Origin of the sequence: Streptomyces atroolivaceus, assembly GCF_000717025.1 — a bacterium.
In the GTDB taxonomy this organism is placed as follows: Bacteria; Actinomycetota; Actinomycetes; order Streptomycetales; family Streptomycetaceae; genus Streptomyces; species Streptomyces atroolivaceus.
In genome coordinates this window covers 227333-253551 of sequence record NZ_JNXG01000011.1, presented here as the reverse complement: position 1 = coordinate 253551, position 26219 = coordinate 227333, and the positions used below count along the sequence as shown (strand labels likewise).

The window sequence follows — 26219 nt, the reverse complement described above, 5'->3', positions numbered from 1 at the left end:
TCGCAGGCTACCCGGCTGCCTAGACTGGCCCGTCATGACGACTTTCCGGATGCCCGCCGACGAGGCCGAAGCCCGCGCCGTCCAGGACGCGTTGCGCGCACGGGTGGTGCTGGACGAATCCGGGCCGCCGCCGGGGACCGGCCGGGTGACCGGGGTCGACGTCGCCTACGACGACGAGCGGGATCTCGTCGTCGCGGCGGCTGTCGTGCTGGACGCGGCGACGCTGGAGGTGGTGGCCGAATCCACCGCCGACGGCCGTGTGACGTTCCCGTACGTCCCCGGGCTCCTCGCCTTCCGGGAGATTCCGGCCGTCCTGGCCGCGCTGGAAGGCCTGCCGGTGGACCCGGGTCTCGTCGTCTGCGACGGCTACGGGCTGGCCCACCCGCGCAGGTTCGGCCTCGCCAGCCACCTCGGCGTCCTCACCGGCCTGCCGGTCATCGGCGTCGCGAAGAACCCCTTCACCTTCCGCTACGAGCAACCCGGGCCCCTGCGGGGCGACTTCACCCCGCTGATGGACGGGAACGAGGAAGTGGGCCGGGCCTTGCGTACGCAGGACGCCACCAAGCCCGTCTTCGTCTCCGTCGGGCACCGCACGGGCCTGGACAACGCCTGCGCCCACACGCTCGCGCTGGCACGTGACTTCCGTCAGCCGGAGACGACGCGCAGGGCGGACGCGCTGTGCCGGTCCGCTCTCCGGGAGGCGACCGGCTGACGGGGACCCCCCGCTCCGGCATCTGTTGCCGACTGAGTACGAATACGGATGTTGGTTGTCGAACATCAGGGGCAGGCTGGTACACATGATCGACCACCACGCACCTCGGATGAGCACCGGAACCGTACGTCTTTCCCAGCGCGGCGTCGCCGTGGGCATGACCTTGGGCGTCCTGGCGGGAACCGCCTGGACCGTGTCCATGGTCGTCACGCTGGCGTCCTGGATGCTCTGACCGCGGGCGGCCGCCGCCCTCCGTGATCAGCGCACCGCCGCCACCCGGAAGCGCAGCCCGGCCGCCTGCAGCCGCTGCAGCAGGGCATCGCCCATCGCCACGGCCGTCGTGACCTGACCCGACGTCGCCGGGAGGTCGTCGAGTGCGAGGGCCAGCGCCGCCTCGGCCAGCATCTTCGCCGTCTCGTCGTAGCCCGGGTCGCCGCCCGACACCTCCGTCCAGACCTGCCGGCCGCCGCCCTCCCCGATGAAGCGGACCGTGAACCAGCTGCGCTTCCTGCGCTGCTCACCGGGCCCCGTACCGGGTTCGACCCGGGCCGAGAGCCAGTGCCGCGCGGCAGGGACCTGGGCGGCTCCCACCAGCAGCCCCATGGCGGCCGTGCCGCCGAGCGCCACGGGCAGGTGTTTCACCGAGGCGAAGTGCCGGTAGCGGAAGTCGGGACCGTAGCGCTCCAGGCCCCGCGCGGACCGCTCCACCACACGGGGGTCCAGAGTCGGCAGAGGCAGGGCCCAGGTGCCGGTCTCCGGGCTGAAGTGCGGTGCCCCCTGCGGGGCGCGGGCCCGGCGGCCGACCAGGCGCGGCTCGTGCAGACGCCGTTCCCGCGCGGCCCGCATCATCTGTGGGCCGCGGCCCATGGCGGTGAGGGCCGAGGCGAACGTGCCGCCGGAGAAGACGGCGTTCGTGCGGACGTATCCGTCCACGGTCAACGGGACGCCCTCGGGAAGCTGCTTGACGGTGAAGTAGGCGCCGAGATCGTGCGGAACGGAGTCGAAGCCACAGGCATGCACGAGGCGGGACCCGGTCTCGCGCGCCCGGCCGTCGTGCCGCAGGTACATCCGGTCGACGAACTCGGCCTCCCCGGTGAGGTCGGTGTAGTCCGTCCCGGCCTCGGCGCAGGCGGCGACCAGCTTCTCCCCGTACCAGACGTACGGGCCGACGGTCGACGCCACCACGTGCGAGGACTCGGCGAGTTCGCGCAGTCCGCCGGCGTCGTCCGCGTCGGCCGTGAGCAGGGGCAGGTCCGCGCAGTGCGGGTGGCTCGCGGCGAGGCGGTCGCGCAGCTGCTCCAGCTTGCGGCGGCTTCGGCCGGCCAGGGCCCAGCGGCAGCCGTCCGGCGCGTGTGCGGCGAGATATCCGGCGGTGAGCGCCCCCACGAAGCCGGTGGCTCCGAAAAGGACGACGTCGTAAGGGCGTTCTGCCCCGTTCTGCCTGTTCATGCGTGCCTCCGCAGGGGCCGGCGCCGATGTAGCAGGCAGAGGCTAGCGGAGGTGTCGGTGGTGCCGCACGGCCGGTCGGGCTTCGGTGCGAGAGGATCCGGGGAAAGTGCTAAGCGCTTGCTCGGCCAAAAGGGTTGTGCGGATTGCGGTCCGTTCTTAGCATCATCGATGTTACATCAGTTGTGTCACACCGCTGGGGGCTTGATGGCAACGACAGGACACGGACCGCAGGGCCCGCTGACCGGGGTGCGCGTCGTCGAACTGGCCGGTATCGGACCCGGGCCGTTCGCCGCGATGCTCCTCGCCGACCTCGGGGCCGATGTGGTGCGCGTCGACCGGCCCGGTGGCTCGGTGATCGGGATCGAACCCGCCTTCGACCTCACCAACCGCAACAAGCGGTCGGTTCTCGTCGACCTGAAGGCCGAGGGCGGGGCCGGGCAGGTCCTCGACCTCGTCGAGCGCGCCGACGTGTTGATCGAGGGCTACCGGCCGGGGGTCGCCGAACGCCTCGGTGTGGGCCCGGACGCCTGCCTGGAACGCAACCCGCGGCTCGTCTACGGACGGATGACCGGCTGGGGCCAGGACGGGCCGCTGGCCCCGCGCGCGGGACACGACATCGGCTACATCGCCCTCAGCGGCACCCTGTCCATGATCGGCAGATCCGGCGAGGCGCCCACCGTCCCGGCCAACCTGCTCGGCGACTACGCGGGCGGCTCGCTCTACCTCGCCGTCGGCGTGCTCGCAGCCCTCCAGCACGCCCGTACGCCCGGCGGAACCGGGCAGGTCGTCGACGCGGCCATCGTCGACGGATCGGCCCATCTCGCCACCATGATCCACGGCATGCTGGCGGCCGGCAGCTGGCAGGACCGGCGCGGCACCAACCTCCTCGACGGAGGCTGCCCGTTCTACGGGTCGTACGAGACCTCCGACGGCCGGTACATGGCGGTCGGGGCCCTGGAGCCGCGCTTCTACGAGGAGTTCGCCGAGCTCCTCGGAATCGGGGCCGAGGCCCCCGACCGCAACGACTTCGGACGCTGGGAGGAACTGCGCGCCCTGGTCGCCGACCGGTTCAGCACCCGTACGCGAGCCGAGTGGACCGAGATCTTCGAGGGGGCGGACGCCTGTGTGGCCCCCGTCCTCTCGCTCCGAGAGGCACCCCGCCACCCCCACCTCGCCGCCCGCTCCACCTACGTGGAGCACAGCGGCCTCACCCAGCCCGCCCCCGCACCCCGTTTCTCCGCGACGCCCGTCTCCGTACGCAGCGGGCCCGCCCTGCCCGGAGCGGACACCGAGGCCGTCGCCGCCGACTGGGACCTGCCGGGCCTGCTGACCACCGGGAAGGACACGACCGGCTGATGGAACTCTCCCTGCCGCTGAACTACGCGGGTGACCCGCGCGCCGCCTGTGACGAGGTCGCCGCACTCGAGTCCGCCGGACTCGACGCAGTCTGGGTCGCCGAGGCGTACGGCTTCGACTCGCCCACCCTCATGGGCTACCTCGCCGCCCGCACCGAACGCCTGAAGATCGGCGCGGCGATCCTCAACGTCTACTCCCGCACCCCGGCCCTCATCGCCCAGACCGGCGCCGGACTGGACGCGGTGTCGGGCGGCCGCGCCCTGCTCGGACTGGGCGCCTCGGGCCCGCAGGTGATCGAGGGCTGGCACGGCAAGCCCTACGACAAGCCGCTCGGCCGGACCCGGGAGACCGTGGAGCTCTGCCGCCGTATCTGGCGCCGCGAGGTCATCGACCACCACGGCATCACCGACATGCCGCTGCCGAAGGAGAAGGGCGGAAAGCTCGGCAAGCCGCTGAAGATCCTGACCCGGCCGGTGCGTGACACCATCCCTCTCTACGTCGCCTCCCTCGGCCCCGCCAACGTCCGGCTGACCGCCGAGATCGCCGACGGCTGGCTGCCCACCCTCTACATCCCGGAGAAGGCCCAGCAGGTCTGGGGCACGGCCCTGGCCGAGGGGGCGGCGAAGCGCGATCCGCGGCTCGGTCCCCTGCAGACCGTCGCGGGCGGGCTGCTGGCCATCGGCGACGACGCGGCCGCCGTCAGGGACCTCGCCCGCCCGCAGATCGCGCTGTACGTCGGCGGCATGGGCGCGCCGGGCAAGAACTTCTACAACGACCTCGCCGTCGCCTACGGCTACGAGAAGGAGGCTGCCACCATCCAGGAGCTCTACCTCTCCGGGAAGAAGAGGGAGGCCGAGGCCGCCGTCCCGGACGAGTTCTGCGAGCTCATGACGCTCTGCGGCCCCGAAGGCTACGTACGCGACCGCCTGGAGGCCTTCCGTGAGGCCGGGGTCACCATGCTCAACGTCACGCCCGTCGGCCCCGAGCCGGCGCGGCTGATCTCCACCGTCAAGAACTGGCTCCAGGGGGCTTGAAGTGCAGCGGCAGATCTTCACCGAGGAGCACGACGCGTTCCGCGAGACCGTCCGGACCTTCCTTGCCAAGGAGGTCCTCCCGCACTACGAGCAGTGGGAGAAGGACGGGATCGTCTCGCGCGAGGCCTGGCTCGCGGCCGGCCGGCAGGGGCTGCTCGGCCTCGCAGTCCCGGAGGAGTACGGGGGCGGCGGCAACGCCGACTTCCGCTACAGCGCCGTGATCGCCGAGGAGTTCACCCGGGCCGGGGTGTCCGGGCTGGCGCTCGGCCTGCACAACGACATCATCGGCCCCTACCTCACCGGTCTCGGCACCGAGGAACAGAAGCGGCGCTGGCTGCCCCGCTTCTGCAGTGGTGAGACCATCACCGCCATCGCCATGACGGAACCCGGTGCAGGCTCCGATCTCCAGGGCATCCGCACCAGCGCCGAGGACAAGGGCGACCACTGGCTCCTCAACGGCTCGAAGACCTTCATCTCCAACGGCATCCTGGCCGACCTGGTGATCGTCGTGGCCAAGACCTCACCGGAGGGCGGGGCGAAGGGCCTCTCCCTGCTCGTCGTCGAGCGCGGAGCCGAAGGCTTCGAGCGGGGCCGTAACCTCGACAAGATCGGACAGAAGTCCCAGGACACCGCCGAACTGTTCTTCAACGACGTACGCGTCCCCAAGGAGAACCTCCTCGGCGAGCGCGACGGGGCCTTCCTGCACCTCATGACCAATCTGGCCCAGGAGCGCATGGGCATAGCGGTCGCCGGCATCGCCGCCGCCGAGTACCTCCTGGAGATCACCACCCGCTACGTCAAGGAGCGCGAGGCCTTCGGGCGCCCGCTCTCCAAGCTCCAGCACATCCGCTTCGAGATCGCCGAGATGGCCACCGAGTGCGCCGTCACCCGGACCTTCCTCGACCGGTGCATCGTCGACCACTCCGAAGGGACGCTCGATGCCGTCCACGCCTCGATGGCCAAGTGGTGGGCCACCGAGCTGCAGAAGCGGGTGGCCGACCGCTGTCTCCAACTCCACGGCGGATATGGGTACATGACCGAGTACCGGGTCGCGAAGGCCTTCACCGACGGCCGTATCCAGACCATCTACGGCGGGACGACCGAGATCATGAAGGAGATCATCGGCCGTTCGCTCCTCTCCTGACCTCCCTGCCCGCACCGACCCCGAAAGGCAGCCGCCTTGAGTACCGAAGCATTCGTCTACGACGCGATCCGCACCCCGCGCGGCCGCGGCAAGGCCAACGGCGCCCTGCACGGCACCAAGCCGATCGACCTCGTCGTCGGCCTCATCCACGAGATCCGTGACCGTTTCCCCGGCCTCGACCCGGCGGCCGTCGACGACATCGTCCTCGGGGTCGTCAGCCCGCTCGGTGACCAGGGCTCCGACATCGCCCGGATCGCCGCGATCGCCGCGGGCCTCCCGGACACCGTCGCCGGTGTGCAGGAGAACCGCTTCTGCGCCTCCGGCCTCGAGGCGGTCAACCTGGCCGCAGCCAAGGTCCGTTCGGGCTGGGAGGACCTGGTCCTGGCCGGCGGCGTCGAATCGATGTCCCGGGTCCCCATGGGCTCCGACGGCGGAGCCTGGGCGATGGACCCGATGACCAGCTTCGAGACCGGCTTCGCCCCGCAGGGCATCGGGGCCGACCTCATCGCCACCATCGAGGGCTTCTCGCGCAGGGACGTCGACGAGTACGCCGCCCTGTCCCAGGAGCGCGCCGCGATCGCCTGGAAGGAGGAGCGCTTCGCCCGTTCCGTCGTCCCCGTCAGGGACCGGAACGGCCTGCTCGTCCTCGACCACGACGAGCACATGCGCCCCGGCACCACCGCCGACTCGCTCGCCTCCCTCAAGCCCTCGTTCGCCGCGATCGGTGAGATGGGCGGCTTCGACGCCGTGGCCCTCCAGAAGTACCACTGGGTCGAGAAGATCGACCACGTCCACCACGCGGGCAACTCCTCCGGGATCGTGGACGGTGCCGCCCTCGTCGCGATCGGCTCCAAGGAGACCGGCGAGCGCTACGGCCTCACCCCGCGGGCCCGTATCGTCTCCGCCGCCGTGTCCGGTTCCGAGCCGACCATCATGCTCACCGGCCCCGCCCCCGCCACCCGCAAGGCGCTGGCCAAGGCAGGACTCACCATCGACGACATCGACCTCGTCGAGATCAACGAGGCCTTCGCGGGAGTCGTCCTGCGCTTCGCCCGGGACATGGGCCTCTCGCTCGACAAGGTCAACGTCAACGGTGGCGCCATCGCGCTCGGCCACCCGCTCGGCGCGACCGGCGCGATGATCCTCGGCACGCTCATCGACGAACTGGAGCGGCAGGACAAGCGCTACGGTCTCGCCACCCTCTGCGTCGGCGGCGGTATGGGCATCGCCACCGTCGTCGAGCGTCTCTGACCTGCCCCCGGCCCCTTCTGCTTACGGAGAAGACACGCAATGACCGAGAGCACGACCATTCGCTGGGAACAGGACGAGACCGGCGTCGTCACCCTCGTACTCGACGATCCCGCCCAGTCCGCCAACACGATGAACCAGGGCTTCAAGGAGTCCATCGCCGCCGTCGCCGAACGCGCAGAGGCCGAGAAGGACTCCATCCGGGGGATCATCTACACCTCCGCCAAGAAGACCTTCTTCGCGGGCGGCGACCTCAAGGACATGATCAAGATCGGTCCCGAGAACGCCCAGGCGGCGTTCGACGCCGGCACCGCCATCAAGGCGTCGCTGCGCCGCATCGAGACCCTGGGCAAGCCGGTCGTCGCCGCCATCAACGGCGCCGCCCTCGGCGGCGGTTACGAGATCGCGCTCGCCGCCCACCACCGCATCGCCCTGGACGCCCCCGGCTCCCGCATCGGCCTGCCCGAGGTCACCCTCGGCCTGCTGCCCGCCGGAGGCGGAGTCACCCGCACCGTACGCCTGATGGGCATCGCCGACGCCCTGCTGAAGGTGCTCCTCCAGGGGACCCAGTACACCCCGCGGCGAGCGCTGGAGAACGGCCTCGTCCACGAGGTCGCCGGCAGCCGTGAGGAGATGCTCGACAAGGCCCGCGCCTTCATCGACGCCAACCCCGAATCCCAGCAGCCCTGGGACGTCAAGGGCTACCGGATCCCCGGTGGTACCCCGTCGCACCCGAAGTTCGCGGCCAACCTGCCCGCCTTCCCCGCCAACCTGAAGAAGCAGCTCGCGGGCGCACCCATGCCCGCGCCCCGCAACATCATGGCCGCGGCCGTCGAGGGGGCGCAGGTCGACTTCGAGACCGCGCAGACCATCGAGGCGCGCTACTTCACCGAACTGGTCACCGGCCAGGTCGCGAAGAACATGATCCAGGCGTTCTTCTTCGACCTCCAGGCCGTCAACTCCGGCGCCAGCCGCCCGGAGGGCGTCCAGGAGCGCCAGGTCCGCAAGGTGGCCGTGCTCGGCGCCGGGATGATGGGCGCGGGCATCGCCTACTCCTGCGCACGCGCGGGCATCGACGTCGTCCTCAAGGACGTCACCACCGAGGCTGCGGCCAAGGGCAAGGCCTACAGCGAGAAGCTCCTCGCCAAGGCACTCTCCCGGGGCCGCACGACCGAGGCGAAGCGGGACGAGCTGCTGGCCCGCATCACCCCGACCGGAGACCCGGCCGACCTCGCGGGGTGCGACGCCGTGATCGAGGCGGTCTTCGAGGACACCGCGCTCAAGCACAAGGTGTTCCAGGAGATCCAGGACATCGTCGACCCCGACGCGCTGCTCTGCTCCAACACCTCGACGCTGCCCATCACCGTGCTGGCCGAAGGTGTCAGCAGGCCCGTCGACTTCATCGGACTGCACTTCTTCTCGCCCGTCGACAAGATGCCGCTCGTCGAGATCATCAAGGGCGAGAAGACCGGCGACGAGGCGCTGGCCCGCGCCTTCGACCTGGTCCGCCGGATCAAGAAGACCCCGATCGTGGTCAACGACTCGCGGGGCTTCTTCACCTCGCGCGTCATCGGCCACTTCATCAACGAGGGCGTCGCGATGGTCGGCGAGGGCGTGGAACCCGCGTCGGTCGAACAGGCGGCGGCGCAGGCCGGCTACCCGGCCAAGGTGCTGTCCCTCATGGACGAGCTGACGCTCACCCTGCCCCGCAAGATCCGCAACGAGACCCGGCGCGCCGTCGAGGAGGCGGGCGGCACCTGGGCCACGCACCCCGCGGACGAGGTCGTCGACCGGATGGTCGACGAGTTCGGGCGGCCCGGCCGCAGCGGGGGAGCGGGCTTCTACGAGTACGGCGAGGACGGCAGGCGGGGTGCGCTCTGGCCGGGCCTGCGTGAGCACTTCACGAAGCCCGGCACCGAGATCCCGTTCGAGGACATGAAGGAGCGGATGCTCTTCTCCGAGGCACTGGACAGTGTCCGCTGCCTGGAGGAGAACGTCCTCATGACCGTCGCCGACGCCAACATCGGTTCCATCATGGGCATCGGCTTCCCCGCCTGGACCGGTGGCGTGCTCCAGTACATCAACGGGTACGAAGGCGGCCTGCCGGGCTTCGTGGCGCGCGCCCGGCAGCTCGCCGAGCGCTACGGGGACCGCTTCCTGCCGTCCGGGCTCCTGCTGGAGAAGGCGGCCAGGGGCGAGACCTTCCACGACTGACCGCGGCCCCGCGGGCCGTGTTCACTCCTTCTCACCCGTGGTGAACGCGGCCCGCAGCTCCTCCTTCAACGACCGCTGGAAGGCGGTCAGCAGCGCCTGGAGCACCATCGGCTGCATGTGGGCCGAGAGTGACTTCATCGCCTTGACGTGTTCCGGGTCGGACTCGCGCTCCCGGTAGGGGTGCCACACCTCGTCCCGGAACAGCCGGCTCAGCTCGTGGGCGGCCGAGCGGGTGTGCTCCAGCAGTACCGTGCGCGCGGCCAGGATCGTCTCGTGCGCGATGGGCACCTCCAGGAGCTCCACGCCGAGCCGCAGCAGACCGGGGTCCACGCGGAACGGCCCGCCGGGTGTCCGGGGGCGCTCCAGGACCCCCATGGCCGCGAGCCGGTCCACGTCCTGCGCGCCGAGAGGCCTGCCCGCACGTCGTTCCAGCTCGGCGCGCTCCATGTCCTCGGCGGAGTCCGGAGCCCAGGAGGCCACCAGGGCCCGGTGGATCGCGAGGTCCTGCGCGCTCAGGTCGGGCGGCAACTGCTGGAGGTAGCGCTCGATGGCGGCCAGCGTCATGCCCTGGTGCTGGAGTTCCTCGATCAGGGCCAGCCGTGACAGGTGGTCGTGCCCGTAGTGCCCGACGCGCCGGGGCCCGATCACCGGAGGCGGCAGCAGGCCTCTCGTGCTGTAGAAGCGCACGGTGCGCACGGTGACTCCCGCGCGCGCCGCCAGTTCGTCGACGGTCAGCGTCGGTTCGTCCGTCCCGCTCGCCATGGCTGCTCCTTGTCGCTTACAGGCCCGTCCGGACGGGCCTGGGTCGATCAGGTGCAACAGTATTGCTGTCGCACCACTGTTGTGAAAGTGCCCGGCTCCGACGGCCGCCGGATCCGACGACCGCGAGGAGGAGTCTGCGCACGGGGGCGCGGTTCGTTCCACACGTCTGCGGACAGTGTGACGGCCCGCGTGGACGACGCGGGACGGGGGGCCACGAGAGCCGGACGGGACGGGAGGGCCTCCTCGCCCGGAGCCGGGTTGGCCCCGTGGAGTCGTCCCTACCGGCCCTGCTCGGTCTCGAAGAGGCCGAGGGCGTGGTCCGCCGGCCGGTCGTGGACCGTCCCGATTGCGAACCCTCCGCCCTCGAGAGGCCGTTGAGCGGGCCCCGGCGCGTCGTCGCACAGGGGCGGCCCCGTGCACCGAGGGTGTTGTACCAATCAGGTGCAACAGTATTGCTGTCGCACCACTGTTGTGAAAGTGTCCGGCAGCATCGAAGCGCAGTCCCACCCCCGGTACGGACCGCACGGGTCCGGCCGAACGGACAGGAGGCGGCCGTGACCACGATCCTGCGACTTCCCACCGAACCCGAGCGACTCACGATCCCAGCCCTGCTGCTGCGCAACGCCGAGGACCACGGGGACCGCCCGGCCCTCTCCTGGCGCGCGAGGGACGCCGGGGACGACGGCGGATGGACCACCCTCACCTGGCGGGAAGTACGCCACGAAGCGGCCGTGCTCGCCGCCGGCTACAGCGCACTCGGGGTGGAACGCGGCGAACAGGTCCTCATGATGATGGGCAACCGGGCCGAGCACTGGCTCAGCGACCTGGCCCTCACCCATCTCGGCGCCGTCCCTGTCAGCGTGTACGGCACCGCGGCGCCCGGCCAGATCGCCCACATCGCCCGGCACAGCCGCGCCAGGCTCGCGATCGTCGAGGGGGCCAGGGAACGGGAGCGCTGGGAGCCCCTGCTGGCGGACGCCTCCGTACCGCTGGAGGAGCTCGTGGTCGTGGAGCCGGCCGACGCCGGGCAGCACCGGTCGTACGGCTCGCTGCGCGGGACGGGCGAGCGTCTGCGGAGCGAGGATGCCTTCGACAAGGGCTGGCGGGAGACCCGCGCCCAGGACCCGCTGACGGTCGTCTACACCTCGGGCACGACCGGCGACCCGAAGGCCGTCCCGATCACCCACCGCAGCGTGGTGGTCAACGCACTCGCCCTGGACCGGGTGGTGGAGCTCCCGGACCACGTCGAGCACATCTGCTACCTCCCGTTCGCCCACATCGCGGAGCGGATGCTGGGAATCTACCTGCCGGTCTTCCGGGCCTCGCACGTCCACCTCTGCGCGGACGCCGCCGCCGTCGCCGCCACGGCACGCGCCCTGCACCCCGCTCAGTTCTTCGGCGTACCCCGGGTGTGGGAGAAGCTCGCCGCGTCCGTGCGGGCGGCCCTGGCGACGCTTCCGGAGGAACAGCGGACCGCGATCGAGGAGGCGAGCGCGACCGCCCGTGAGCATGTGGCCTGCCGGGAAAGGGGCGAGCGGCCGTCCGCCGGCCTGGAGGCCGCCTACCGGGCGGCCAAGGAGACCGTCCTGGACCCCCTGCTCACGCTGGCGGGGTTCGAGCGGCTGGTGTGGACGGCCAGCGCCTCCGCACCGATGCCACTCGACGTGGTGCGCTTCTGGGCGGGCTTCGGCATCGTCGTCATGGACGCCTGGGGACTCACCGAGACCGTCGGCGTGTTCACCACCAACAGCCCGTCGGCCTTCCGTCTCGGTTCGGTGGGGCGCCCGCTGGAGGGCCTGGAGCTCCGGATCGCCGACGACGGGGAGATCCTCGTCCGGGGCGAGACGGTGTTCACCGGATACCTGCTGGCCGACGGCACGGTGGACGGGGCGCTCGACGCGGACGGCTGGTTCGCGACCGGGGACATCGGCCATGTCGACGACGACGGCTACCTCTGGCTCACCGACCGCAAGAAGGAAATGATCATCACCTCGACGGGCAAGAACGTCTCGCCGGCCCTCGTCGAGAACACGCTCAAGGAACACCCGTTGATCGGACAGGCCCTCGTCCACGGCGACGGTCGTTCCTACCTGGTCGCCCTGCTCGTGCTCGACGCGGAGATGACACCGGCCTGGGCGGCGGCCCGCGGCATCGAGGGCGACCCGGCCGGCCACCCGGCCGTGCTGGAGGAGATCGCGCGCGCCGTCGACGCGGCCAACGCCCGGCTGAACCGCACGGAACAGATCAAGCGCTACCGGGTGCTGGCCGGTGAGTGGGGCCCGGAGACCGGTGAACTGACCCCCTCCCTGAAGCTCCGCCGCCGGGTGATCCGCGACCAGTACGGCGAGGTTCTCGACGCGCTGTACGGGGAGGACGGGGCCTGACCGGCGGCCCGTTGTCAGTGACGGAACATACGGTGGGGACATGTCGGGGATCACGTACGTACGGGGGGACGCCACCGCGCCCCAGGCGAAGGGCGTCAAGCTGATCGTGCACGTCTGCAACGACCTGGGCGGCTGGGGCAAGGGCTTCGTCCTGGCGGTCTCCCGCCGCTGGCCGGGGCCCGAAGCCGCCTACCGGCGCTGGCACCGCGAGCGCTCGGGCAACGACTTCGGGCTGGGAGCCGCGCAGTTCGTCCAGGTCGAGCCGTACGTCTGGGTGGCGAACATCGTGGGCCAGCGGGGGACACGCACCGGCAGCAAGGGTGTGCCGGTGCGTTACGAGGCGATCGACGCCGGTCTGGACAAGGTGGCCGCCAGGGCCGCCGAGCTGGGAGCCTCCGTCCACATGCCCCGGATCGGCTGCGGGCTGGCGGGCGGCACCTGGGCCAGGGTCGAACCTCTGATCACCGAGCGGCTGGTGAGCCGCGGCATCGCGGTCACGGTGTACGACCACGGATGAGGGCCGCCCGGCGGGGTGCCCTCGCGCAAGGGGAGGGCACCCGGTGCGGTGGCCTCAGAGGCCGTAGCTCTTGCCGATGATGTCGCGCTGGATCTCACTCGTGCCGCCGTACACCGTCGACACGACCGCCGCCCGCAGGTGGCGCTCCATGTCGTACTCGGTCGCGTAGCCGTAGCCGCCCATCATCTGCATGCCCTCCAGCGCCGCGTGCCTCGCCGTCTCGGTGGCCTTGAGCTTCGCCATGGACGCCTCGCGGGGGAACAGCTTCCCCGGCTCGGCGTCGCAGGCCGCCGCCACGTCGAAGACCAGGAGCCGTGCACACTCGATCTCGGTCGCCAGGTCGGCCAGCCGGTGCCGCAGGGCCTGGAAGGAGCCGACCGGGCGGCCGAACTGCTCGCGTCCGCGTACGTACGCGACGGTGTCGTCCAGGATCCGCTCCGCCAGACCCAGCATGTTCGCCGCGAGGAAGAGCCGCTCCGCGTTCAGCCCGGCCATCAGCTGGGTCCACGCGCGGTCGGCCGTGCCGACCACGGCGTCGGCCGGCAGCCTGAGATCGGTGAAGAAGACGTCGTTGACCTCATGGCCGCCCATCGTCTCGATCGGCCGGATCCCGATCCCGGGCGTAGCGGCCGGGACATGGAACATGGTCAGCCCCTGGTGCTTCGCGCCGCTCGCGCCGGTCCTGGCCACCAGCAGGATGTGCTCGGCCAGATGCGCGTTGGAGATCCACGTCTTGTGGCCGTTGACCAGCCAGCCGCCGTCCGGCGTGCGCTCCGCCCGGCAGCGCAGCGCCGCCACGTCGGATCCCGCGTCCGGCTCCGACATCGCGATCGACAGCACCTGTCCGGCCACCGCACCGCCGATCGCCGCCTTGCACTGGGCCTCGCTGCCGAAACGCTCGTACGCCTTCGCCGTGATCACCGAGGTGATGAACCCGCCCGCGGGCAGGAGGCCGCGCGAGGTCTCCCGCAGGAAGAGGCAGGCATCCGTCATCCCGCCGCCCGAGCCGCCGTAGGCCTCGGGCAGGCACACACCGAGCCAGCCGAGCTCCGCGAGCCGGGCGTAGAGCGAAGGGGCGTGCGGACCGCCCGCCTCCGCGGCCAGTGCGTCGCGCTGCTCACGCGTACCGCACTCGCGCCGGGCGAAGTCGCGCAGGGCCGTGACGAATGCCCTCTGCTCGGAGGAGAGCGACCGCGGGAGGGCGTGGGTGGTGGACATGGAGGACCTCCGGAAAGGGGGGTTACAAAGAAGCGGACTAGGTAACACTGTTGCGTCGTCGATATGGTTGAGTGGTGACAACGGACGGGGAGGGCTCATGGCGGCATCGGGTACCGACGAGACACTGCTGGCCAGGGCGCTCGGAGAGACGCCACCTTCCGACGCGCTGAGCGAACAGATCCTGGACGCGGCGCGCGAGCAGTTCATGACCTTCGGGCTGCGCCGTTCGACCGTCGACGACGTGGCGAAGCGCGCCAAGGTCTCGCGGGTCACCGTGTACCGCCGGATCGGCAACAAGGACAACCTCGTCTCGGCCTGCCTGCTGCGGGAGTACCGCAGGTTCGTCTCGGACGTCGACGAGGCGGTGGCCGCGCTGCCCACCATGGAGGACCGGCTCGTGGCCGGCTTCGTCGCCGTCCTCAAGCACATCCGCGAACACCCGCTGGTGGGCGGACTGCTGAGGCTGGAGCCGGAGATCATGCTCCCCTTCCTCACGCTGGAGAGCGGCCCCGCCTTCCTGGCGATGCGGGGATATCTGGCGGACCGGCTCCGCCACGCCCAGCGTGCCGAAGGGCGGCCGGAGACGGATCCGACACCGGTCGCCGAACTGATGGTGCGGATCACCGTCTCCTTCCTCCTCAACCCGGTGAGCTGCTTCGAGCTCGACGACGACGAGCAGGTGCGCGCCTTCGCCCGCCGCTATCTGGTCCCGCTGCTCAGCGCCGGGTGACCGCCGTCAGAACCGCGCGTGCAGCTTCCTGCCCAGCTCGACGGCCCGGGCGACCTTCTCCCGGGGCGTCGAGAACGACGTCAGGTCCACCACCGGTGCGAACCGCCGTACGGTGACCGAGTGCGGCGCGGCGAAGGCCCGCAGCCCCTCCTCGCCGTGGATCCGCCCGTACCCCGACTCGCCCGCGCCACCGAACGGCAGTGAGGGGATCGCCGCGAAGCCCAGCACCGAGTTCACCGACACGGCGCCCGAGCCGAGGCGCCCGGCCACGGCGAGTCCGGCTGCCCGGGAGCGGGTGAACACGGCGGCGCCCAGCGAGTAGGCCGAGGCGTTGGCCCGCTCCACGGCCTCGTCCATGTCGCGTACCCGGTTCACCACGACGACCGGGCCGAAGGTCTCCTCCGTCACGGCCGGTGAATCCTCCGGCACGTCCGACAGCACCACCGGCCCGAGCACACTCGCCCTCAGGGCGTCGGGTCCGCCCAGTCTGGCCGTGCCTCCGTCCACCAGGGCCTGCTTCACGTGGCGTTCCACCACACCGAGCTGGGAGGGCAGGGTGAGCGGGCCGTAGGCGTCACCCGGCGCCAGTGCCCGCGCCCGGCTCACGATGCGGGAGCACAGCTCCTCGTGCACCGATGCCACGGCGTACACCCGCTCCACGCCGGCGCAGGTCTGTCCGGCGTTGCCCATCGCACCCCACACGATCGCGTCGGCCGCCGCGTCCAGATCGGCGTCCGCCGCGACCAGCACCGCGTCCTTGCCCCCGCACTCGGCGAGCAGCGGCGTGAGGGTGGCGGCGCAGGCCGCCGCGACCTTGCGGGCGGTGCCGGGCGAGCCGGTGAAGGCGACCTTGTCCACACCGGCAGGTCCATCCGCTCCGGCCAGGGCGGCACCGGTGGAACCCGGGCCGGTGACCGCCTGCAGCAGATCCGCGTGGCCCGGTACGGCCTCCCCGAAGCTGCGGGCCAGCAGCAGCCCCACCCCCGGGGTGAGTTCCGACGGCTTGAACACCACGGCGTTGCCCGCCGCGAGGGCGTAGCCGATCGAGCCCATCGGCGTGTAGAGCGGGTAGTTCCACGGTCCGATGACGCCGATCACCCCGAGCGGGCGGTAGGCCAGCAGCGCCCGCTGGTGGATCGACAGCAGTCCGGACGACACCCGCCGCCTGCCCAGCACCCGGCGGGCGTTGCGTGCCGCCCAGTCCAGATGGACCAGTGTCAGCAGCACCTCGGAGCGGGCGTCCTGCACCGGCTTCCCGGTCTCGGCCGCGATCACCTCGGCGAACTCGTCGGCACGGCCGGCAAGTTCACGCTTCCACAGCAGCAGAGCGGCGCGCCGTTCCCGCCACCCGGACGCGGTCCAGGCCCCGCCGGCGCTCCTGGCCCGCGCAACCGCGGCGCGGATGTCCTCGATGCCGTGCACGGCACGGTCGGTTCCGGTCGTCATGACTTCTCCATGGGCAGGGGTTCCAACGGGCGGCTCTGCGCCCAGTGCGGGCCGAGATCGTCGAGCTGGTATCCGAAGGGGTAACTGCGCGGCCGGGGCCGGGAAGGCAGCCACCGGGGCCGGGCGGGCAGCAGCCGCACGCCGTGCGACCGGGCGCGCACCAGGCGTGGGGCCGCCGCCCGCACCCACCGGGGCTGCGCCGGGAAGCCCAGCGCCCGCAGCAGCGGCTCGTCCAGCAGGGCGAGCGAGAACCTGGCCACCAGGGGGCGGAGCGGAGCCGGGTACCAGGCGGCCATGACCCGGAAGGTGGCGTTGGCGACACGGCGGTTCGCGGGGTCGTACGCGAACATCCGGTCCTCGTAGGAGTCGAGCAGCCGCTCGAACCCCTCGTAGGTGTCCGGTGCCCCCTCGATTCCCATCATCGCGGCCATGCGCCGCCCCACCTCCGCCAGCGCAGCCGCCTCCTGCGCACACAGGGGCCGCCACCCGAACCGGTCGATCCAGCGCTTGGGGCCGACGACCGTGGTCGCCAGTACATAGAGGTAGTCCTCGTTCGGTATGCGGTACTTCCCGTGGATCCGGTTGAGGTGGCGGGCCGCGGCCCGGGCGCGCTCGGAGTCGAAGCCGTCCGCCGCCATCTCGTATCCGAACAGGACGGTGTCGTCGTAGCGTTTCTGGCCGTTGCGCTCGAACTCCTGGGTGCGGTCGAGCAGTACGGAGATCCGCGGTACGCCGTAGTCGCGCAGGAAGGCGACGCTGATGCCCTGACGGTAGTCCCACGGGAATTCGTACTGGGACATCAGCCGGAGAATCTCGGCGCAGTCGCGGGCGGGATCCATCCGGCGGATCTCGCGCAGTCGGCTGTAGCGGCCCATGGTGTGCAACCTCTCCTGTCGGTACGGCCGTTCAGGTACGGGGGCCCGCGGTGAGGCCGGTGCTCGAGATCCCCGAGCCGTTGGTCTCCTCGGCCGAAACCTTGAAGTTCTTCCCGGACACCGCGAACGACGCGGCCAGCGCGCCCTGGGTCAGCGCGATGACGACCGCGCCCACCGACGGGAGGAACATCAGGGCTGATCTCTTCCGGCGGGTGCGACCCTCCGGCCCCAACTCGCCTCCCGTGCCAGTCATTTGCCGGTCCCCTCGCCCCTGGGAGTCAAAGTTACAAATACTATTGACTTGTTTCACGGGGCGCGTCAACACTGCTACACGGATTCGAAGAAGGGAGCCCGCATGGACATGGGCAAGGGCGCCGCACCCCCCTCCGCCGTCAGGGCGCCACTCCGGGGCGGTGCCGCACGGCGCTACTCCGGAGACGCCCGCCCTCGCGAGGAGCGCGCCCCGCGCCGCTTCACCCGGCTGGTGCGGGTGCTCGTGAAGCTGGCCCCGCCGCCCCTGCGGGTCGCCGGCGCGCTCGCGATCGCATACTGGAACACACACGGGCCCGGCACCGGCCCGAGCACCCGCCGACCCTTGGGAGCACCCGCGTGACCAGCACAGGAGAGCCCGTACCGCCCCCGCCGGGCGGCGTCCTGTGGAGCCTCGCGGGCGACATCCGCGGACTGCTGATGCTGCCCGCCGCCCTCACCCTCCAGGTCGCGCACCCGGCCGTCGGCGCCGGCGTCGACGACCACTCGGTCTTCCGTACGGACCCCTGGGGGCGCGGAGAGCGGTCCCTGAGCTCGCTCCAGCTCTGGGTGTACGGGGGAGAGGCGGCCGCCGAGGAGGGGCGCCGGCTCCGTAAGCTGCACCGGACGATCCAGGGGACCGACACCCGGGGCCGCCCTTACCACGCGCTCACGCCCGCGAACTACGCGTGGGTGCACGCCACCGGATTCCCCGTCTACCGGCACGCGTCGCGCTACCTGGTCCGTCCGCTCACCGACGCACAGGAACGCGCCCTGTACCGGGAGTGGCTCCAGGTCGGCCGGATCCTGGGCATCCACGACCGGGACATGCCGCAGACGATCGAGGAGTTCTGGCCCTATTACCGCACGATGCTGGCCGACGAGGTGGAGGCGACCGTCGTCGTACGCGAACTGGTGGCCACGGATGTTCCCGTCCCGCCGCCCGACCGGGGGCCGCTCGTACCGCGGCTGCTCCTCAAGGCGCTGTGGCCGGTGCTCCTGCCGCCCCTGGCGCGGTTCCGCAGCTTCATCACCATCGGGCTGATGCCGCCGGACGCCCGCGACGCCATCGGGCTCGACTGGACGCCGGAGCAGGAGCGCCGCCTGCGGCGCTTCGGTGCCGTGGTGCGGCGCGTCGTGCCCCTGCTCCCCGAGAGGCTGCGCTATCTCCCGCTCGCCCGGTCGGCGCGGGCCGGGTGGAGGGCCGGCGGCGGACGGCCGGGCGGGCGGGCGTGACCCTCCCGGGCGTGTGACCCACCGGCCAGGAGCGAGCCCGCCGCTCGCGGCCGGCCGGACTCCGGGCGGAGCGTCGCGCCGCCGACCGGCCTCGGCACCTCGCACCCGGTCCTCGCCCCCCGCGAGGCGGAACCCTCCCGGGCCCGGCCGGCCGCCGGGTCTCAGGCCGAGGCCCGGCGGACCGGTCCGGGGTCGGCATAGGCCGCTCCTCATGCGCGCGCCTGCCGGGGAACGGCGGAAGCCGGCCGGATCGTCGCGACCGGACTGCGGTTCGGCCCGAACGCGGCCACCCTGACCGCCTGATCCGGGCTGCCGCACAGCTCGTCACCGTCGCGGCACGGGGCACACCCCTGTGCGTGCGGTCCGGGAGGAACGGCTTGTTGGTCCCGGGAGATGCACACAGCGTGTGGTACTGCCTACGGAGAGCGAAATTTCGCACTGCGTGAAAGGTGCCATCTGTGTCACATGACGAGCAGGGAACCGGCGGGCGGGGAGACTATCTCCCCGTCACGGCCGATCTACCCGCCGACCCGCACCATGGCCGGCGCGCCACGACCGACCGGGTGGTCTTCGGCGTCACGGCGGTGCTCACCGTCGCCTTCGTGGTCTGGGGTTCCACGGCCACCGACTCGTTGGAAACCGTCTCCAACAAGCTGCTCAACGGCCTCATCCACAACGGTGGCTGGGCCTTCATGCTGGCCGCCTCCGGTTTCGTGGTCTTCGCCCTCTGGCTCGCGATCAGCCGTTACGGGACGATCTCGCTCGGACAGGAGGGCGAAAAGCCGGAGTTCCGCACGGTCTCCTGGGTCGCCATGATGTTCAGCGCCGGTATGGGAATCGGCCTCATGTTCTACGGCGTCAGTGAGCCGCTGGCCCACTTCACCAGTCCGCCGCCCGGTACCCGCCCCGAGGACGCGGCCGAGGCGATGCAGACGGCCATGGCCACCACCCTCTTCCACTGGACTCTGCACCCCTGGGCGATCTACGCGGTCGTCGGGCTCGCCATCGCGTACAGCGCCTACCGCCGGCACCGGAGGCAGACGATCAGCTCCGTCTTCGTACCGCTCATCGGAGAGAAGCGGGCCCACGGAACGGTCGGCCGGATCATCGACATCCTCGCCATCTTCGCGACCCTGTTCGGCTCCGCGGCCTCGCTCGGGCTCGGCGCGCTCCAGATCGGCAGTGGTTTCCAGGAGCTCAACTGGATGGAGAAGACCGGCACGGGCCTGCTGGTCGCGATCATCGCCGTGCTGACGGTCGCGTTCGTCGTCTCCGCCGTGTCCGGCGTCGAGAAGGGCATCCAGTGGCTGTCCAACATCAACATGGTGCTCGCCCTGATCCTGGTGATCTTCGTATTCATCGCGGGGCCCACCATCATCGTGCTCGACCTGCTGCCCACCTCCATCGGCGCGTACTTCGGTGACCTCGCCCAGCTGGCCGGCCGTACCGAGGCCACCGGGCAGGGCGCGGTGGCCGACTGGCTCGCGAGCTGGACGGTCTTCTACTGGGCCTGGTGGATCTCCTGGACGCCCTTCGTCGGCATGTTCATCGCCAGGATCAGCCGTGGCCGGACGATCCGTCAGTTCGTCGGCGGCGTGATCCTCGTCCCCAGCACGGTCAGCCTGGTCTGGTTCGCCGTCTTCGGCGGATCGGCGATCCGGCTGGAGGACGCGGGCCGGCTCGCGGACGTCGGCGACACCCCGGAGGCACAGCTCTTCGGCGTCCTGCAGCAGTTCCCGGTCGCCACCCTCATGAGCATCCTGGTGATGGTGCTCGTCGGCATCTTCTTCGTCTCCGGGGCCGACGCCGCGTCGATCGTGATGGGCACGCTCTCGCAGAAGGGCGTCCTCGAACCCGCCAAGTGGGTCGTGATCTTCTGGGGCGTCGTCACCGGCGCCGTGGCGGCGGTCATGCTGCTCGTCGGCGACGGCCAGGGCGACGCGCTGGCAGGTCTGCAGAATCTGACCATCCTGGTGGCGGCACCGTTCACCCTCGTCATGATCGGCATGTGTGTGTCCCTGATGAGGGACCTGCGCCAGGACCCGATGATCGTCCGCAGGGAGTTCGGCGTGGAGGCCGTCGAGACCGCGGTCATCCAGGGACACGCCAAGTACGACGGGGACTTCGAGATCCGGATCGGTCCCGGCCCCGCGGACGTCACCAGCGACGAGCGCCACAAGGAAGGACCGGCCTGACCGCGGGCCTGCGGCTCAGCCCACCAGCTGGGCCGCGGCCCGCGCGCAGCCCCGGGCCACCGTCACCCCGGCGCCGCCGTGGCCGTAGTTGTGGACCAGCAGAACGCCGCCCGGCAGCTCTTCCGCCTCGATGCGGACACCGGAGTCCCGGGCCGGCCGCAGCCCCACCCGGTGGCCGATGATCCGCGCCCCGGCGATCTCCGGCCGTATCCGCGCGCAGCGCGCCACGATCTCCCGTGCCGTACGCGGGTCGGGTTCCGTACGCGGATCGTCCACCTCCGCCGTTCCGCCCAGTACCAGCCCGCCCGGCTGTGGGAAGAAGTACGTCGTCGCGCTCGACTCCGGGTCCGCCAGGGTGTACCACTCGTCGATACCCGGGTTCTCCACCACCACCAGCTGGCCCCTGACCGGCCGCACACCGGGATCGGGTACCAGCGCGCGGGCACCGAGCCCCGTGCAGTTGACGACCACCCGTGCCTCGGCCGCCGCCTCCGTGAAGCCGCGCACCGTACGCCGCTCGACCACGCCGCCCGCAGCGGACAGCCGGCCCTCCAGCCAGCGCAGATGGGCCGGCATGTCGATCAGCGGCAGGGTCACGCGCAGCCCCTCCGCCACCTCCGACGCGTGCCGCAGGCTGCCGGCCCACGGCCCCAGCGCGTCCAGGCGCTCGCCCCCGTGCACCCCGACGACCATGCGCACACCGGTCTCCACGGGGGCGGCGGCCAGCTCCTCGTACACCCGGAGGGTCTCCAGCGACCACGAGCCCACCAGCGCCTCGGGCTCGATCCGGTACGGCCACCACAGCGCACCGGCCACGGCCGAGGTCGTGGCCGAGGCCGGGTCCCTGGACCAGACCCGCACCCGCAGGCCACGCTCCGCGAGCAACAGCGCCGTGGTCAGCCCACTGACCCCGCCACCCACCACGATCACGTCCGCCACCGTGCTCACCCCTGTCCGCGCACCGCCCCGTGCCCGCCGAGAAGCGGGACGGGCCATGGTCGCACCCACGCTCCGCGGAAACACGGCCGCCGGAGGTTCGTTAGGATCGTCACCCTGATGACTGCCACTCTCGTCGCCAAGGAACTCGCCGCCGGACACGGCGACCGCACACTCTTCGCAGGACTCGACCTCGTGGTCGCGCCCGGTGACGTGATCGGTCTCGTCGGAGCCAACGGCGCCGGCAAATCCTCACTGCTCCGCCTGCTCGCAGGCCTCGACCGGCCGGAGGAGGGCGAGCTGCGGCTGTCTCCGCCCACCGCCACCGTCGGACACCTCCCGCAGGAGCCCGAGCGCCGCGCGGGTGAGTCCGTACGGGAATTCCTCGCCCGCCGCACCGGGGTCGCCGACGCCCAGGCCGCCATGGACGCGGCGACCCAGGCCCTGGTCGACGGAGCGCCCGGCGCGGACGACGCGTACTCCGAGACGCTGGAGCGCTGGCTGTCCCTCGGTGGCGCCGACCTGGACGAACGTGCCGAGGAGGTCGCCGCCGACCTCGGGCTGACCATCGGCCTCGACCTCCCGATGACCGCTCTCTCCGGTGGCCAGGCGGCCCGCGCGGGCCTGGCCTCGTTGCTGCTGTCGCGCTACGACGTGTTCCTCCTCGACGAGCCGACCAACGACCTGGACCTCGACGGCCTGGAGCGCCTCGAGCGCTTCGTGTCAGGGCTGCGCGCCGGCACCGTGGTCGTGAGCCACGACCGTGAGTTCCTGATGCGGACGGTCACCAAGGTCCTGGAGCTCGATCTCGCCCAGCAGGAGATCAACCTCTACGGCGGCGGCTACGCCTCCTACCTGGAGGAGCGCGAACGCGCCCGTACGCACGCCCGCGAGGAGTTCGAGGAGTACGCCGACAAACGCTCCGCGCTCGAGGGCCGGGCCCAGATGCAGCGCGGCTGGATGGAGAAGGGCGTGAAGAACGCCCGCCGCAAGGCCACCGACAACGACAAGATCGGCCGTAAGTTCCGCAGCGAGTCCAGCGAGAAGCAGGCCGCGAAGGCCAAGCAGACGCAGAGGATGATCGAGCGCCTCGACGTCGTCGAGGAGCCCCGCAAGGAGTGGGAGCTGCGGATGGAGATCGCCTCCGCACCGCGCTCAGGCTCCGTCGTGGCCACCCTGCGCGACGCCGCCGTGGTCCGCGGCGGTTTCTCCTTCGGTCCGGCCACCCTGCAGATCGACTGGGCGGACCGGGTCGCCATCACCGGCGCCAACGGGGCCGGCAAGTCCACACTGCTGGCCGCCCTGCTCGGGAGGCTTCCGCTCGACGCGGGCCACGCCACGCTCGGCTCGGGCGTCGTGGTGGGCGAGGTCGACCAGGCGCGCAAGCTGTTCCACGGCACCGAGAGCCTGCTGGACGCCTTCTGCGCCGCCGTCCCGGACACCGAGCCCGCCGAGGTGCGCACCCTGCTCGCCAAATTCGGCCTGCGCGCCGCGCACGTGCTGCGCCCCGCGACCACGCTCTCGCCCGGCGAACGCACCCGGGCCGGCCTCGCCCTCCTCCAGGGCAGGGGCGTCAATCTGCTCGTCCTGGACGAGCCGACGAACCACCTGGACCTTCCGGCGATCGAACAGCTGGAGTCGGCACTGGAGGCCTACTCCGGGACGCTGCTGCTGGTCACGCACGACCGGCGGATGCTGGAGGCGGTCCGTACGACCCGCCGCGTCGAGGTCTCCGACGGCAAGGTCACCGAGGCGGGCTGACACGAGAACCTGCCCGCCCCTGATGCCGGGACGGGCAGGTGCCGTGCTGTCGGGTGCCTCAGTCGACGTAACTGATCTCGGACGACGAGTAGATGCAGTTGGTGCTGTCCGCACCCGAGCCGATCTCGCTCGGCTCGCCGCTCGTCGTGCCCCTGTACTTGGTGCAGATCTTCATGTCACGGTCGCCGTCCTCGTAGATCGTGACATCCGAGATCCGGGCCGTGTCACCGTAGTTGGTGTTGATGCCGACCAGGCTCGTGCCGGGGGCCGTCGCCCAGATGTTCTGCAGCTGGATGTGCCGGGCGTTCTGCGTGGAGCAGTTGCCGCAGGAACGGACCAGCTTGCCGAAGTCGTCGACCTGGAAGTTCTTCACGACCAGGGTGCCGACGCCGTTGTGCTGGAACACCTTGTCCTCGGCCAGCCTCGCCCCGCCGCCGTCGATCGTGCGGACCGTCGAGGAGGAGCCGCCGCGGAAGGTCGCGGCGTCCTCGCCCACGTCCTCCCACCAGACGTTCTTGATCGTGCAGGTGCCGGCGCAGTGCACACCGTCGGCGGCCGGAGCGCCGAGGATGACGTTCTGCAGGGTGGCGCCGTCCGCCAGCTTGATCATCGGGGGCTGGTCCTCGTCCTGACCACCGCTGCCCAGGTCACCGCTGCCGTACAGACGCTTCATGCCACCGTCGTACGTGCCCGAGACCTCGATGGTCGAGGAGACGGCCTGGCTGCCGTTGGCGCTCGGCCAGGACGGCCGGTCGGTCGGCGGGTCGGTGGGCGGATCGGTCGGCGGATCCGTCGGCGGGTCCGTGGGAACGGTGCCGGAGGCGGTGAAGGTCCAGCTCTTGCTGCTCACCGAGTCGCAGGAGTTCTGCTGGATCAGGGCGCCCGACGCGGACGAGCTGTCCTTCACGTTGAGGCACTTGCCGCCGTTGCTGTTGACGACGCGGTAGGTGTTGCCGCTGACCGCGGTCAGGGTCCACACCTGGGTGGCGGCGCCGCTGCAGTTCTGCTGCTCGACGGCCTTGCCGGCACTGGTGGAGGCGTCCCGCACGCCGGCGCACTTGGCGCTGTTCGCGGCGGCCAGGGTGTAGCCGCTGCCTGAGGCGGTGAGCTTCCAGGTCTGGTTGGCGGCGCCGTTGCAGGCACTCTGAGCGAGCTGCGTCCCCGCTGAGGCGCTGGAGCCCGGTACACCCAGACACAGACCGCTGGCGGCGTTCGCCAGTCTGTACGAGCCCGCGGCCGGAGCTGCCGAGGCGGAGCCGGTCGCGAAGAGAGCGGTGAGTCCCGCGGCGAGCAGCGAGACCACGGCGACGAAGGTGGCGGCCGCGCGGCCGCCACGTCTCCTGACGTGCTGATTATCAGTGCGCACTGGCTATTCCTTTCACCGCCTGCGGCGTCCTCCGCAGGCACCTGTCAGTGGTTGGTGCGGTGGTGAAGGCCGTCCCCGGTTCCGGAACAAGATTCCGTATGATGAACCAGGTTCGAGTATGCGAACAGCGGTGACGGTACGTCACCCATTTCGAGCGGTCAACAAGGTGGTGCGGACGATCAGCCGGCCGACGGACCGGAGGTCGCGGTGGAATCCCTGACGACCAGTGAGGTGGCCAGTGTGGTCTGCGCCGTGGCACGGGCGGTGCCGGCCGTTTCGACCGTCTCGATCAGCAGGTCGACGGCCGTCCTGCCCGCCGGGGCGGTGGGCATGGCTACCGTGGTGAGCCGCGGCCGGTTCAGCCGTCCTGCCACGGTGTCGTCCACGCCGACCACGCTGACGTCGCGCGGCACCAGCACCTCCCGGTCGTCGAGCCCTTCGATGAGCCCGATGGCGACCAGGTCGTTGTAGGCGATCACACCGGTGGCTCCTGTCCTCAGTACGGCGGCCGTCGCCTTGATCCCGCCCTGCTCCGTCGGCGCGTTGGGGCCGAGCACGTCCAGCCGGATTCCCTGCTCCGCCGCCGCCCGGCCGGCGGCCCGTCGCATCTCCGCGCTGGTCCACGACCCGCGCGGGCCGCCGACCAGGGCCAGATGCCCGTGGCCCAGTCCCGCGAGGTGTTCCACCGCGAGGGTCGCGCCGTGGGCCACGTCCATCAGTACGGCGGAGAGCCCCGTCACCTGACGGTTGACCAGGACGAACGGCAGGTCACCGCCCAGCCGGGCGATCACGTCGTTGGCCAGCCGGGGGCTGACCAGGACGATGCCGTCGACCTGGCGCGCCAGGGTCTGGATCAGCTCCTCCTCGGCGTGGACGTCCTCGTCGGTGTCCGCCACGAACACCTGGTAGCCACGGACGCGCGCGTATGCCTGGGCCGCCTTGATGAGCGGCGGGTAGAAGGGGTTGGCGATGTCGGAGACGATCAGCCCGAGATTCCGGGTGCGGCCCGTGGTCAGCGCCCGTGCCGTCTCGTTGGGCTGGTAGCCCAGCTCCGCGGCGACGGCCAGGACCCGGTCCCGGGTCTCCCGCTTCACGAGGTGGGAGGCCGAGAAGGCCCGCGAGACGGTGGAGACGTGAACCCCCGCGGCCTGCGCGACATCACGGATGGTCATCGCCACGCTTGTTTCCCCTTGCCCGTCCTGCGGCACCGGCCGCCTGCCCCTGAACGTACCTCTGCCGGCCCTCGGTGCATACAGGGGACCGCGGAGGCGTGAACGCCCTCTCGGTCCGGTGGTCTGCAACCGGTTGCACAACAGGAGGTGCGTCAAGGAGCTGACAAGGCCCGGGTGTTGCCGAGGACTCCGGCTCCGGCCGCCAGGGCGAAGGG

At 71.2% G+C, this 26219-nt stretch carries 22 protein-coding genes and 2 pseudogenes; 14 read left to right on the top strand and 10 right to left on the bottom strand.

Annotated elements, in window-relative coordinates:
* The first annotated feature begins 34 nt into the window (after positions 1–34).
* Positions 35–712 (top strand): endonuclease V, encoded by a 678-nt coding sequence (locus OO67_RS21805; RefSeq protein WP_033302735.1) that lies wholly within the window; start codon positions 35–37, stop codon positions 710–712.
* Between the two features lie 85 nt (positions 713–797).
* Entirely contained in the window at positions 798–944 is a 147-nt protein-coding gene (gene mmpA / locus OO67_RS40515) for a morphogenic membrane protein MmpA (RefSeq protein WP_382055998.1), read from the top strand.
* A 26-nt stretch (positions 945–970) separates the two neighbouring features.
* Here the strand turns inward: mmpA and OO67_RS21800 are convergent, their stop codons facing one another.
* Positions 971–2161 carry a saccharopine dehydrogenase family protein gene (locus OO67_RS21800; protein ID WP_033302734.1) on the bottom strand — a complete coding sequence of 397 codons (1191 nt, stop codon included), beginning with the start codon at positions 2159–2161 and terminating at the stop codon, positions 971–973.
* Positions 2162–2365: 204 nt separating this feature from the next.
* Between OO67_RS21800 and OO67_RS21795 the strand changes: the two genes are divergently transcribed.
* From OO67_RS21795 to OO67_RS21775, 5 genes are read left to right on the top strand one after another with little or no spacing between them, the layout of a single operon-like run.
* The gene (locus tag OO67_RS21795; RefSeq protein WP_051709651.1) at positions 2366–3517 is read left to right on the top strand and encodes a CaiB/BaiF CoA transferase family protein; all 1152 of its coding nucleotides are present in this window, start codon (positions 2366–2368) and stop codon (positions 3515–3517) included.
* Entirely contained in the window at positions 3517–4551 is a 1035-nt protein-coding gene (locus OO67_RS21790) for an LLM class F420-dependent oxidoreductase (RefSeq protein WP_033302732.1), read from the top strand. The genes OO67_RS21795 and OO67_RS21790 overlap by 1 nt, the downstream gene beginning before the upstream one ends.
* A gap of 1 nt (position 4552) precedes the next feature.
* Complete coding sequence (locus OO67_RS21785) at positions 4553–5695, top strand: acyl-CoA dehydrogenase family protein (RefSeq protein ID WP_033302731.1); 1143 nt, start codon at positions 4553–4555, stop codon at positions 5693–5695.
* A gap of 36 nt (positions 5696–5731) precedes the next feature.
* Positions 5732–6946: an acetyl-CoA C-acetyltransferase gene (locus OO67_RS21780; protein ID WP_033302730.1), complete on the top strand. Its 1215-nt coding sequence runs from the start codon at positions 5732–5734 to the stop codon at positions 6944–6946.
* Positions 6947–6985: 39 nt separating this feature from the next.
* Positions 6986–9157 (top strand): 3-hydroxyacyl-CoA dehydrogenase NAD-binding domain-containing protein, encoded by a 2172-nt coding sequence (locus tag OO67_RS21775; protein ID WP_033302729.1) that lies wholly within the window; start codon positions 6986–6988, stop codon positions 9155–9157.
* 21 nt (positions 9158–9178) lie between these two features.
* Here the strand turns inward: OO67_RS21775 and OO67_RS21770 are convergent, their stop codons facing one another.
* Entirely contained in the window at positions 9179–9919 is a 741-nt protein-coding gene (locus OO67_RS21770) for a MerR family transcriptional regulator (RefSeq protein WP_033302728.1), read from the bottom strand.
* Between the two features lie 554 nt (positions 9920–10473).
* Between OO67_RS21770 and OO67_RS21765 the strand changes: the two genes are divergently transcribed.
* Positions 10474–12303 carry an AMP-dependent synthetase/ligase gene (locus OO67_RS21765; protein WP_051709648.1) on the top strand — a complete coding sequence of 610 codons (1830 nt, stop codon included), beginning with the start codon at positions 10474–10476 and terminating at the stop codon, positions 12301–12303.
* Positions 12304–12343: 40 nt separating this feature from the next.
* Entirely contained in the window at positions 12344–12820 is a 477-nt protein-coding gene (locus OO67_RS21760; RefSeq protein ID WP_033302727.1) for a macro domain-containing protein, read from the top strand.
* Positions 12821–12874: 54 nt separating this feature from the next.
* On the opposite strand, the gene OO67_RS21755 is transcribed toward OO67_RS21760, so the two are convergent.
* Positions 12875–14038, bottom strand: coding sequence for an acyl-CoA dehydrogenase family protein (locus OO67_RS21755; RefSeq protein ID WP_033302726.1), 1164 nt, complete (start codon positions 14036–14038; stop codon positions 12875–12877).
* A gap of 97 nt (positions 14039–14135) precedes the next feature.
* On the opposite strand from OO67_RS21755, the gene OO67_RS21750 reads away from it, so the two are divergent.
* Positions 14136–14768 (top strand): TetR/AcrR family transcriptional regulator, encoded by a 633-nt coding sequence (locus OO67_RS21750; RefSeq protein WP_033302725.1) that lies wholly within the window; start codon positions 14136–14138, stop codon positions 14766–14768.
* Between the two features lie 6 nt (positions 14769–14774).
* On the opposite strand, the gene OO67_RS21745 is transcribed toward OO67_RS21750, so the two are convergent.
* The 3 genes from OO67_RS21745 to OO67_RS36945 are packed head-to-tail and all read right to left on the bottom strand — an operon-like array spanning position 14775 to position 17342.
* Complete coding sequence (locus tag OO67_RS21745; protein WP_033302724.1) at positions 14775–16214, bottom strand: aldehyde dehydrogenase family protein; 1440 nt, start codon at positions 16212–16214, stop codon at positions 14775–14777.
* Positions 16211–17089 carry an oxygenase MpaB family protein gene (locus OO67_RS21740; protein ID WP_033302723.1) on the bottom strand — a complete coding sequence of 293 codons (879 nt, stop codon included), beginning with the start codon at positions 17087–17089 and terminating at the stop codon, positions 16211–16213. The genes OO67_RS21745 and OO67_RS21740 overlap by 4 nt, the downstream gene beginning before the upstream one ends.
* 31 nt (positions 17090–17120) lie before the next feature.
* Positions 17121–17342, bottom strand: coding sequence for a hypothetical protein (locus tag OO67_RS36945; protein WP_208861059.1), 222 nt, complete (start codon positions 17340–17342; stop codon positions 17121–17123).
* A 102-nt stretch (positions 17343–17444) separates the two neighbouring features.
* Here OO67_RS36945 and OO67_RS21735 point away from each other — a divergent pair, with 102 nt between their 5' ends.
* The 3 genes from OO67_RS21735 to OO67_RS21725 all read left to right on the top strand — a co-directional run bounded on the left by OO67_RS21735 (position 17445) and on the right by OO67_RS21725 (position 20769).
* Positions 17445–17702 (top strand): hypothetical protein, encoded by a 258-nt coding sequence (locus tag OO67_RS21735; protein ID WP_033302722.1) that lies wholly within the window; start codon positions 17445–17447, stop codon positions 17700–17702.
* Positions 17699–18574, top strand: coding sequence for an oxygenase MpaB family protein (locus OO67_RS21730; RefSeq protein ID WP_033302721.1), 876 nt, complete (start codon positions 17699–17701; stop codon positions 18572–18574). Before OO67_RS21735 ends, OO67_RS21730 begins: the two co-directional genes overlap by 4 nt.
* A 458-nt stretch (positions 18575–19032) precedes the next feature.
* Positions 19033–20769, top strand: coding sequence for a BCCT family transporter (locus OO67_RS21725; protein WP_033302720.1), 1737 nt, complete (start codon positions 19033–19035; stop codon positions 20767–20769).
* A 15-nt stretch (positions 20770–20784) separates the two neighbouring features.
* Here OO67_RS21725 and OO67_RS21720 read toward each other — a convergent pair whose 3' ends face one another.
* The gene (locus OO67_RS21720; RefSeq protein ID WP_033302719.1) at positions 20785–21717 is read right to left on the bottom strand and encodes an FAD-dependent oxidoreductase; all 933 of its coding nucleotides are present in this window, start codon (positions 21715–21717) and stop codon (positions 20785–20787) included.
* A 108-nt stretch (positions 21718–21825) separates the two neighbouring features.
* Here OO67_RS21720 and OO67_RS21715 point away from each other — a divergent pair, with 108 nt between their 5' ends.
* The gene (locus tag OO67_RS21715; RefSeq protein ID WP_033302718.1) at positions 21826–23466 is read left to right on the top strand and encodes an ABC-F family ATP-binding cassette domain-containing protein; all 1641 of its coding nucleotides are present in this window, start codon (positions 21826–21828) and stop codon (positions 23464–23466) included.
* 58 nt (positions 23467–23524) lie between these two features.
* On the opposite strand, the pseudogene OO67_RS39990 reads toward OO67_RS21715, so the two are convergent.
* The 3 genes and pseudogenes from OO67_RS39990 to OO67_RS21705 all read right to left on the bottom strand — a co-directional run.
* Positions 23525–24214 (bottom strand): annotated as a pseudogene (locus OO67_RS39990) (pectate lyase); the annotation flags it as partial.
* Between the two features lie 75 nt (positions 24215–24289).
* Positions 24290–24769: pseudogene (locus OO67_RS39985) on the bottom strand (RICIN domain-containing protein); the annotation flags it as partial.
* Positions 24770–25011: 242 nt separating this feature from the next.
* Positions 25012–26004 (bottom strand): LacI family DNA-binding transcriptional regulator, encoded by a 993-nt coding sequence (locus OO67_RS21705; RefSeq protein ID WP_033302717.1) that lies wholly within the window; start codon positions 26002–26004, stop codon positions 25012–25014.
* Between the last annotated feature and the right edge of the window lie 215 nt (positions 26005–26219).

What these genes read in the sequence shown, in the direction of transcription:
- OO67_RS21795 (WP_051709651.1), top strand. Translation starts at nt 2,366, where the DNA reads ATGGCAACGACAGGACACGGACCGCAGGGCCCGCTGACCGGGGTGCGC.
- OO67_RS21735 (WP_033302722.1), top strand. Translation starts at nt 17,445, where the DNA reads ATGGACATGGGCAAGGGCGCCGCACCCCCCTCCGCCGTCAGGGCGCCA.
- OO67_RS21715 (WP_033302718.1), top strand. Translation starts at nt 21,826, where the DNA reads ATGACTGCCACTCTCGTCGCCAAGGAACTCGCCGCCGGACACGGCGAC.
- OO67_RS36945 (WP_208861059.1), bottom strand. Translation starts at nt 17,342, where the DNA reads ATGACTGGCACGGGAGGCGAGTTGGGGCCGGAGGGTCGCACCCGCCGG.
- OO67_RS21775 (WP_033302729.1), top strand. Translation starts at nt 6,986, where the DNA reads ATGACCGAGAGCACGACCATTCGCTGGGAACAGGACGAGACCGGCGTC.
- mmpA (WP_382055998.1), top strand. Translation starts at nt 798, where the DNA reads ATGATCGACCACCACGCACCTCGGATGAGCACCGGAACCGTACGTCTT.
- OO67_RS21805 (WP_033302735.1), top strand. Translation starts at nt 35, where the DNA reads ATGACGACTTTCCGGATGCCCGCCGACGAGGCCGAAGCCCGCGCCGTC.
- OO67_RS21750 (WP_033302725.1), top strand. Translation starts at nt 14,136, where the DNA reads ATGGCGGCATCGGGTACCGACGAGACACTGCTGGCCAGGGCGCTCGGA.
- OO67_RS21745 (WP_033302724.1), bottom strand. Translation starts at nt 16,214, where the DNA reads ATGACGACCGGAACCGACCGTGCCGTGCACGGCATCGAGGACATCCGC.
- OO67_RS21760 (WP_033302727.1), top strand. Translation starts at nt 12,344, where the DNA reads ATGTCGGGGATCACGTACGTACGGGGGGACGCCACCGCGCCCCAGGCG.
- OO67_RS21740 (WP_033302723.1), bottom strand. Translation starts at nt 17,089, where the DNA reads ATGGGCCGCTACAGCCGACTGCGCGAGATCCGCCGGATGGATCCCGCC.
- OO67_RS21705 (WP_033302717.1), bottom strand. Translation starts at nt 26,004, where the DNA reads ATGACCATCCGTGATGTCGCGCAGGCCGCGGGGGTTCACGTCTCCACC.
- OO67_RS21755 (WP_033302726.1), bottom strand. Translation starts at nt 14,038, where the DNA reads ATGTCCACCACCCACGCCCTCCCGCGGTCGCTCTCCTCCGAGCAGAGG.
- OO67_RS21770 (WP_033302728.1), bottom strand. Translation starts at nt 9,919, where the DNA reads ATGGCGAGCGGGACGGACGAACCGACGCTGACCGTCGACGAACTGGCG.
- OO67_RS21790 (WP_033302732.1), top strand. Translation starts at nt 3,517, where the DNA reads ATGGAACTCTCCCTGCCGCTGAACTACGCGGGTGACCCGCGCGCCGCC.
- OO67_RS21800 (WP_033302734.1), bottom strand. Translation starts at nt 2,161, where the DNA reads ATGAACAGGCAGAACGGGGCAGAACGCCCTTACGACGTCGTCCTTTTC.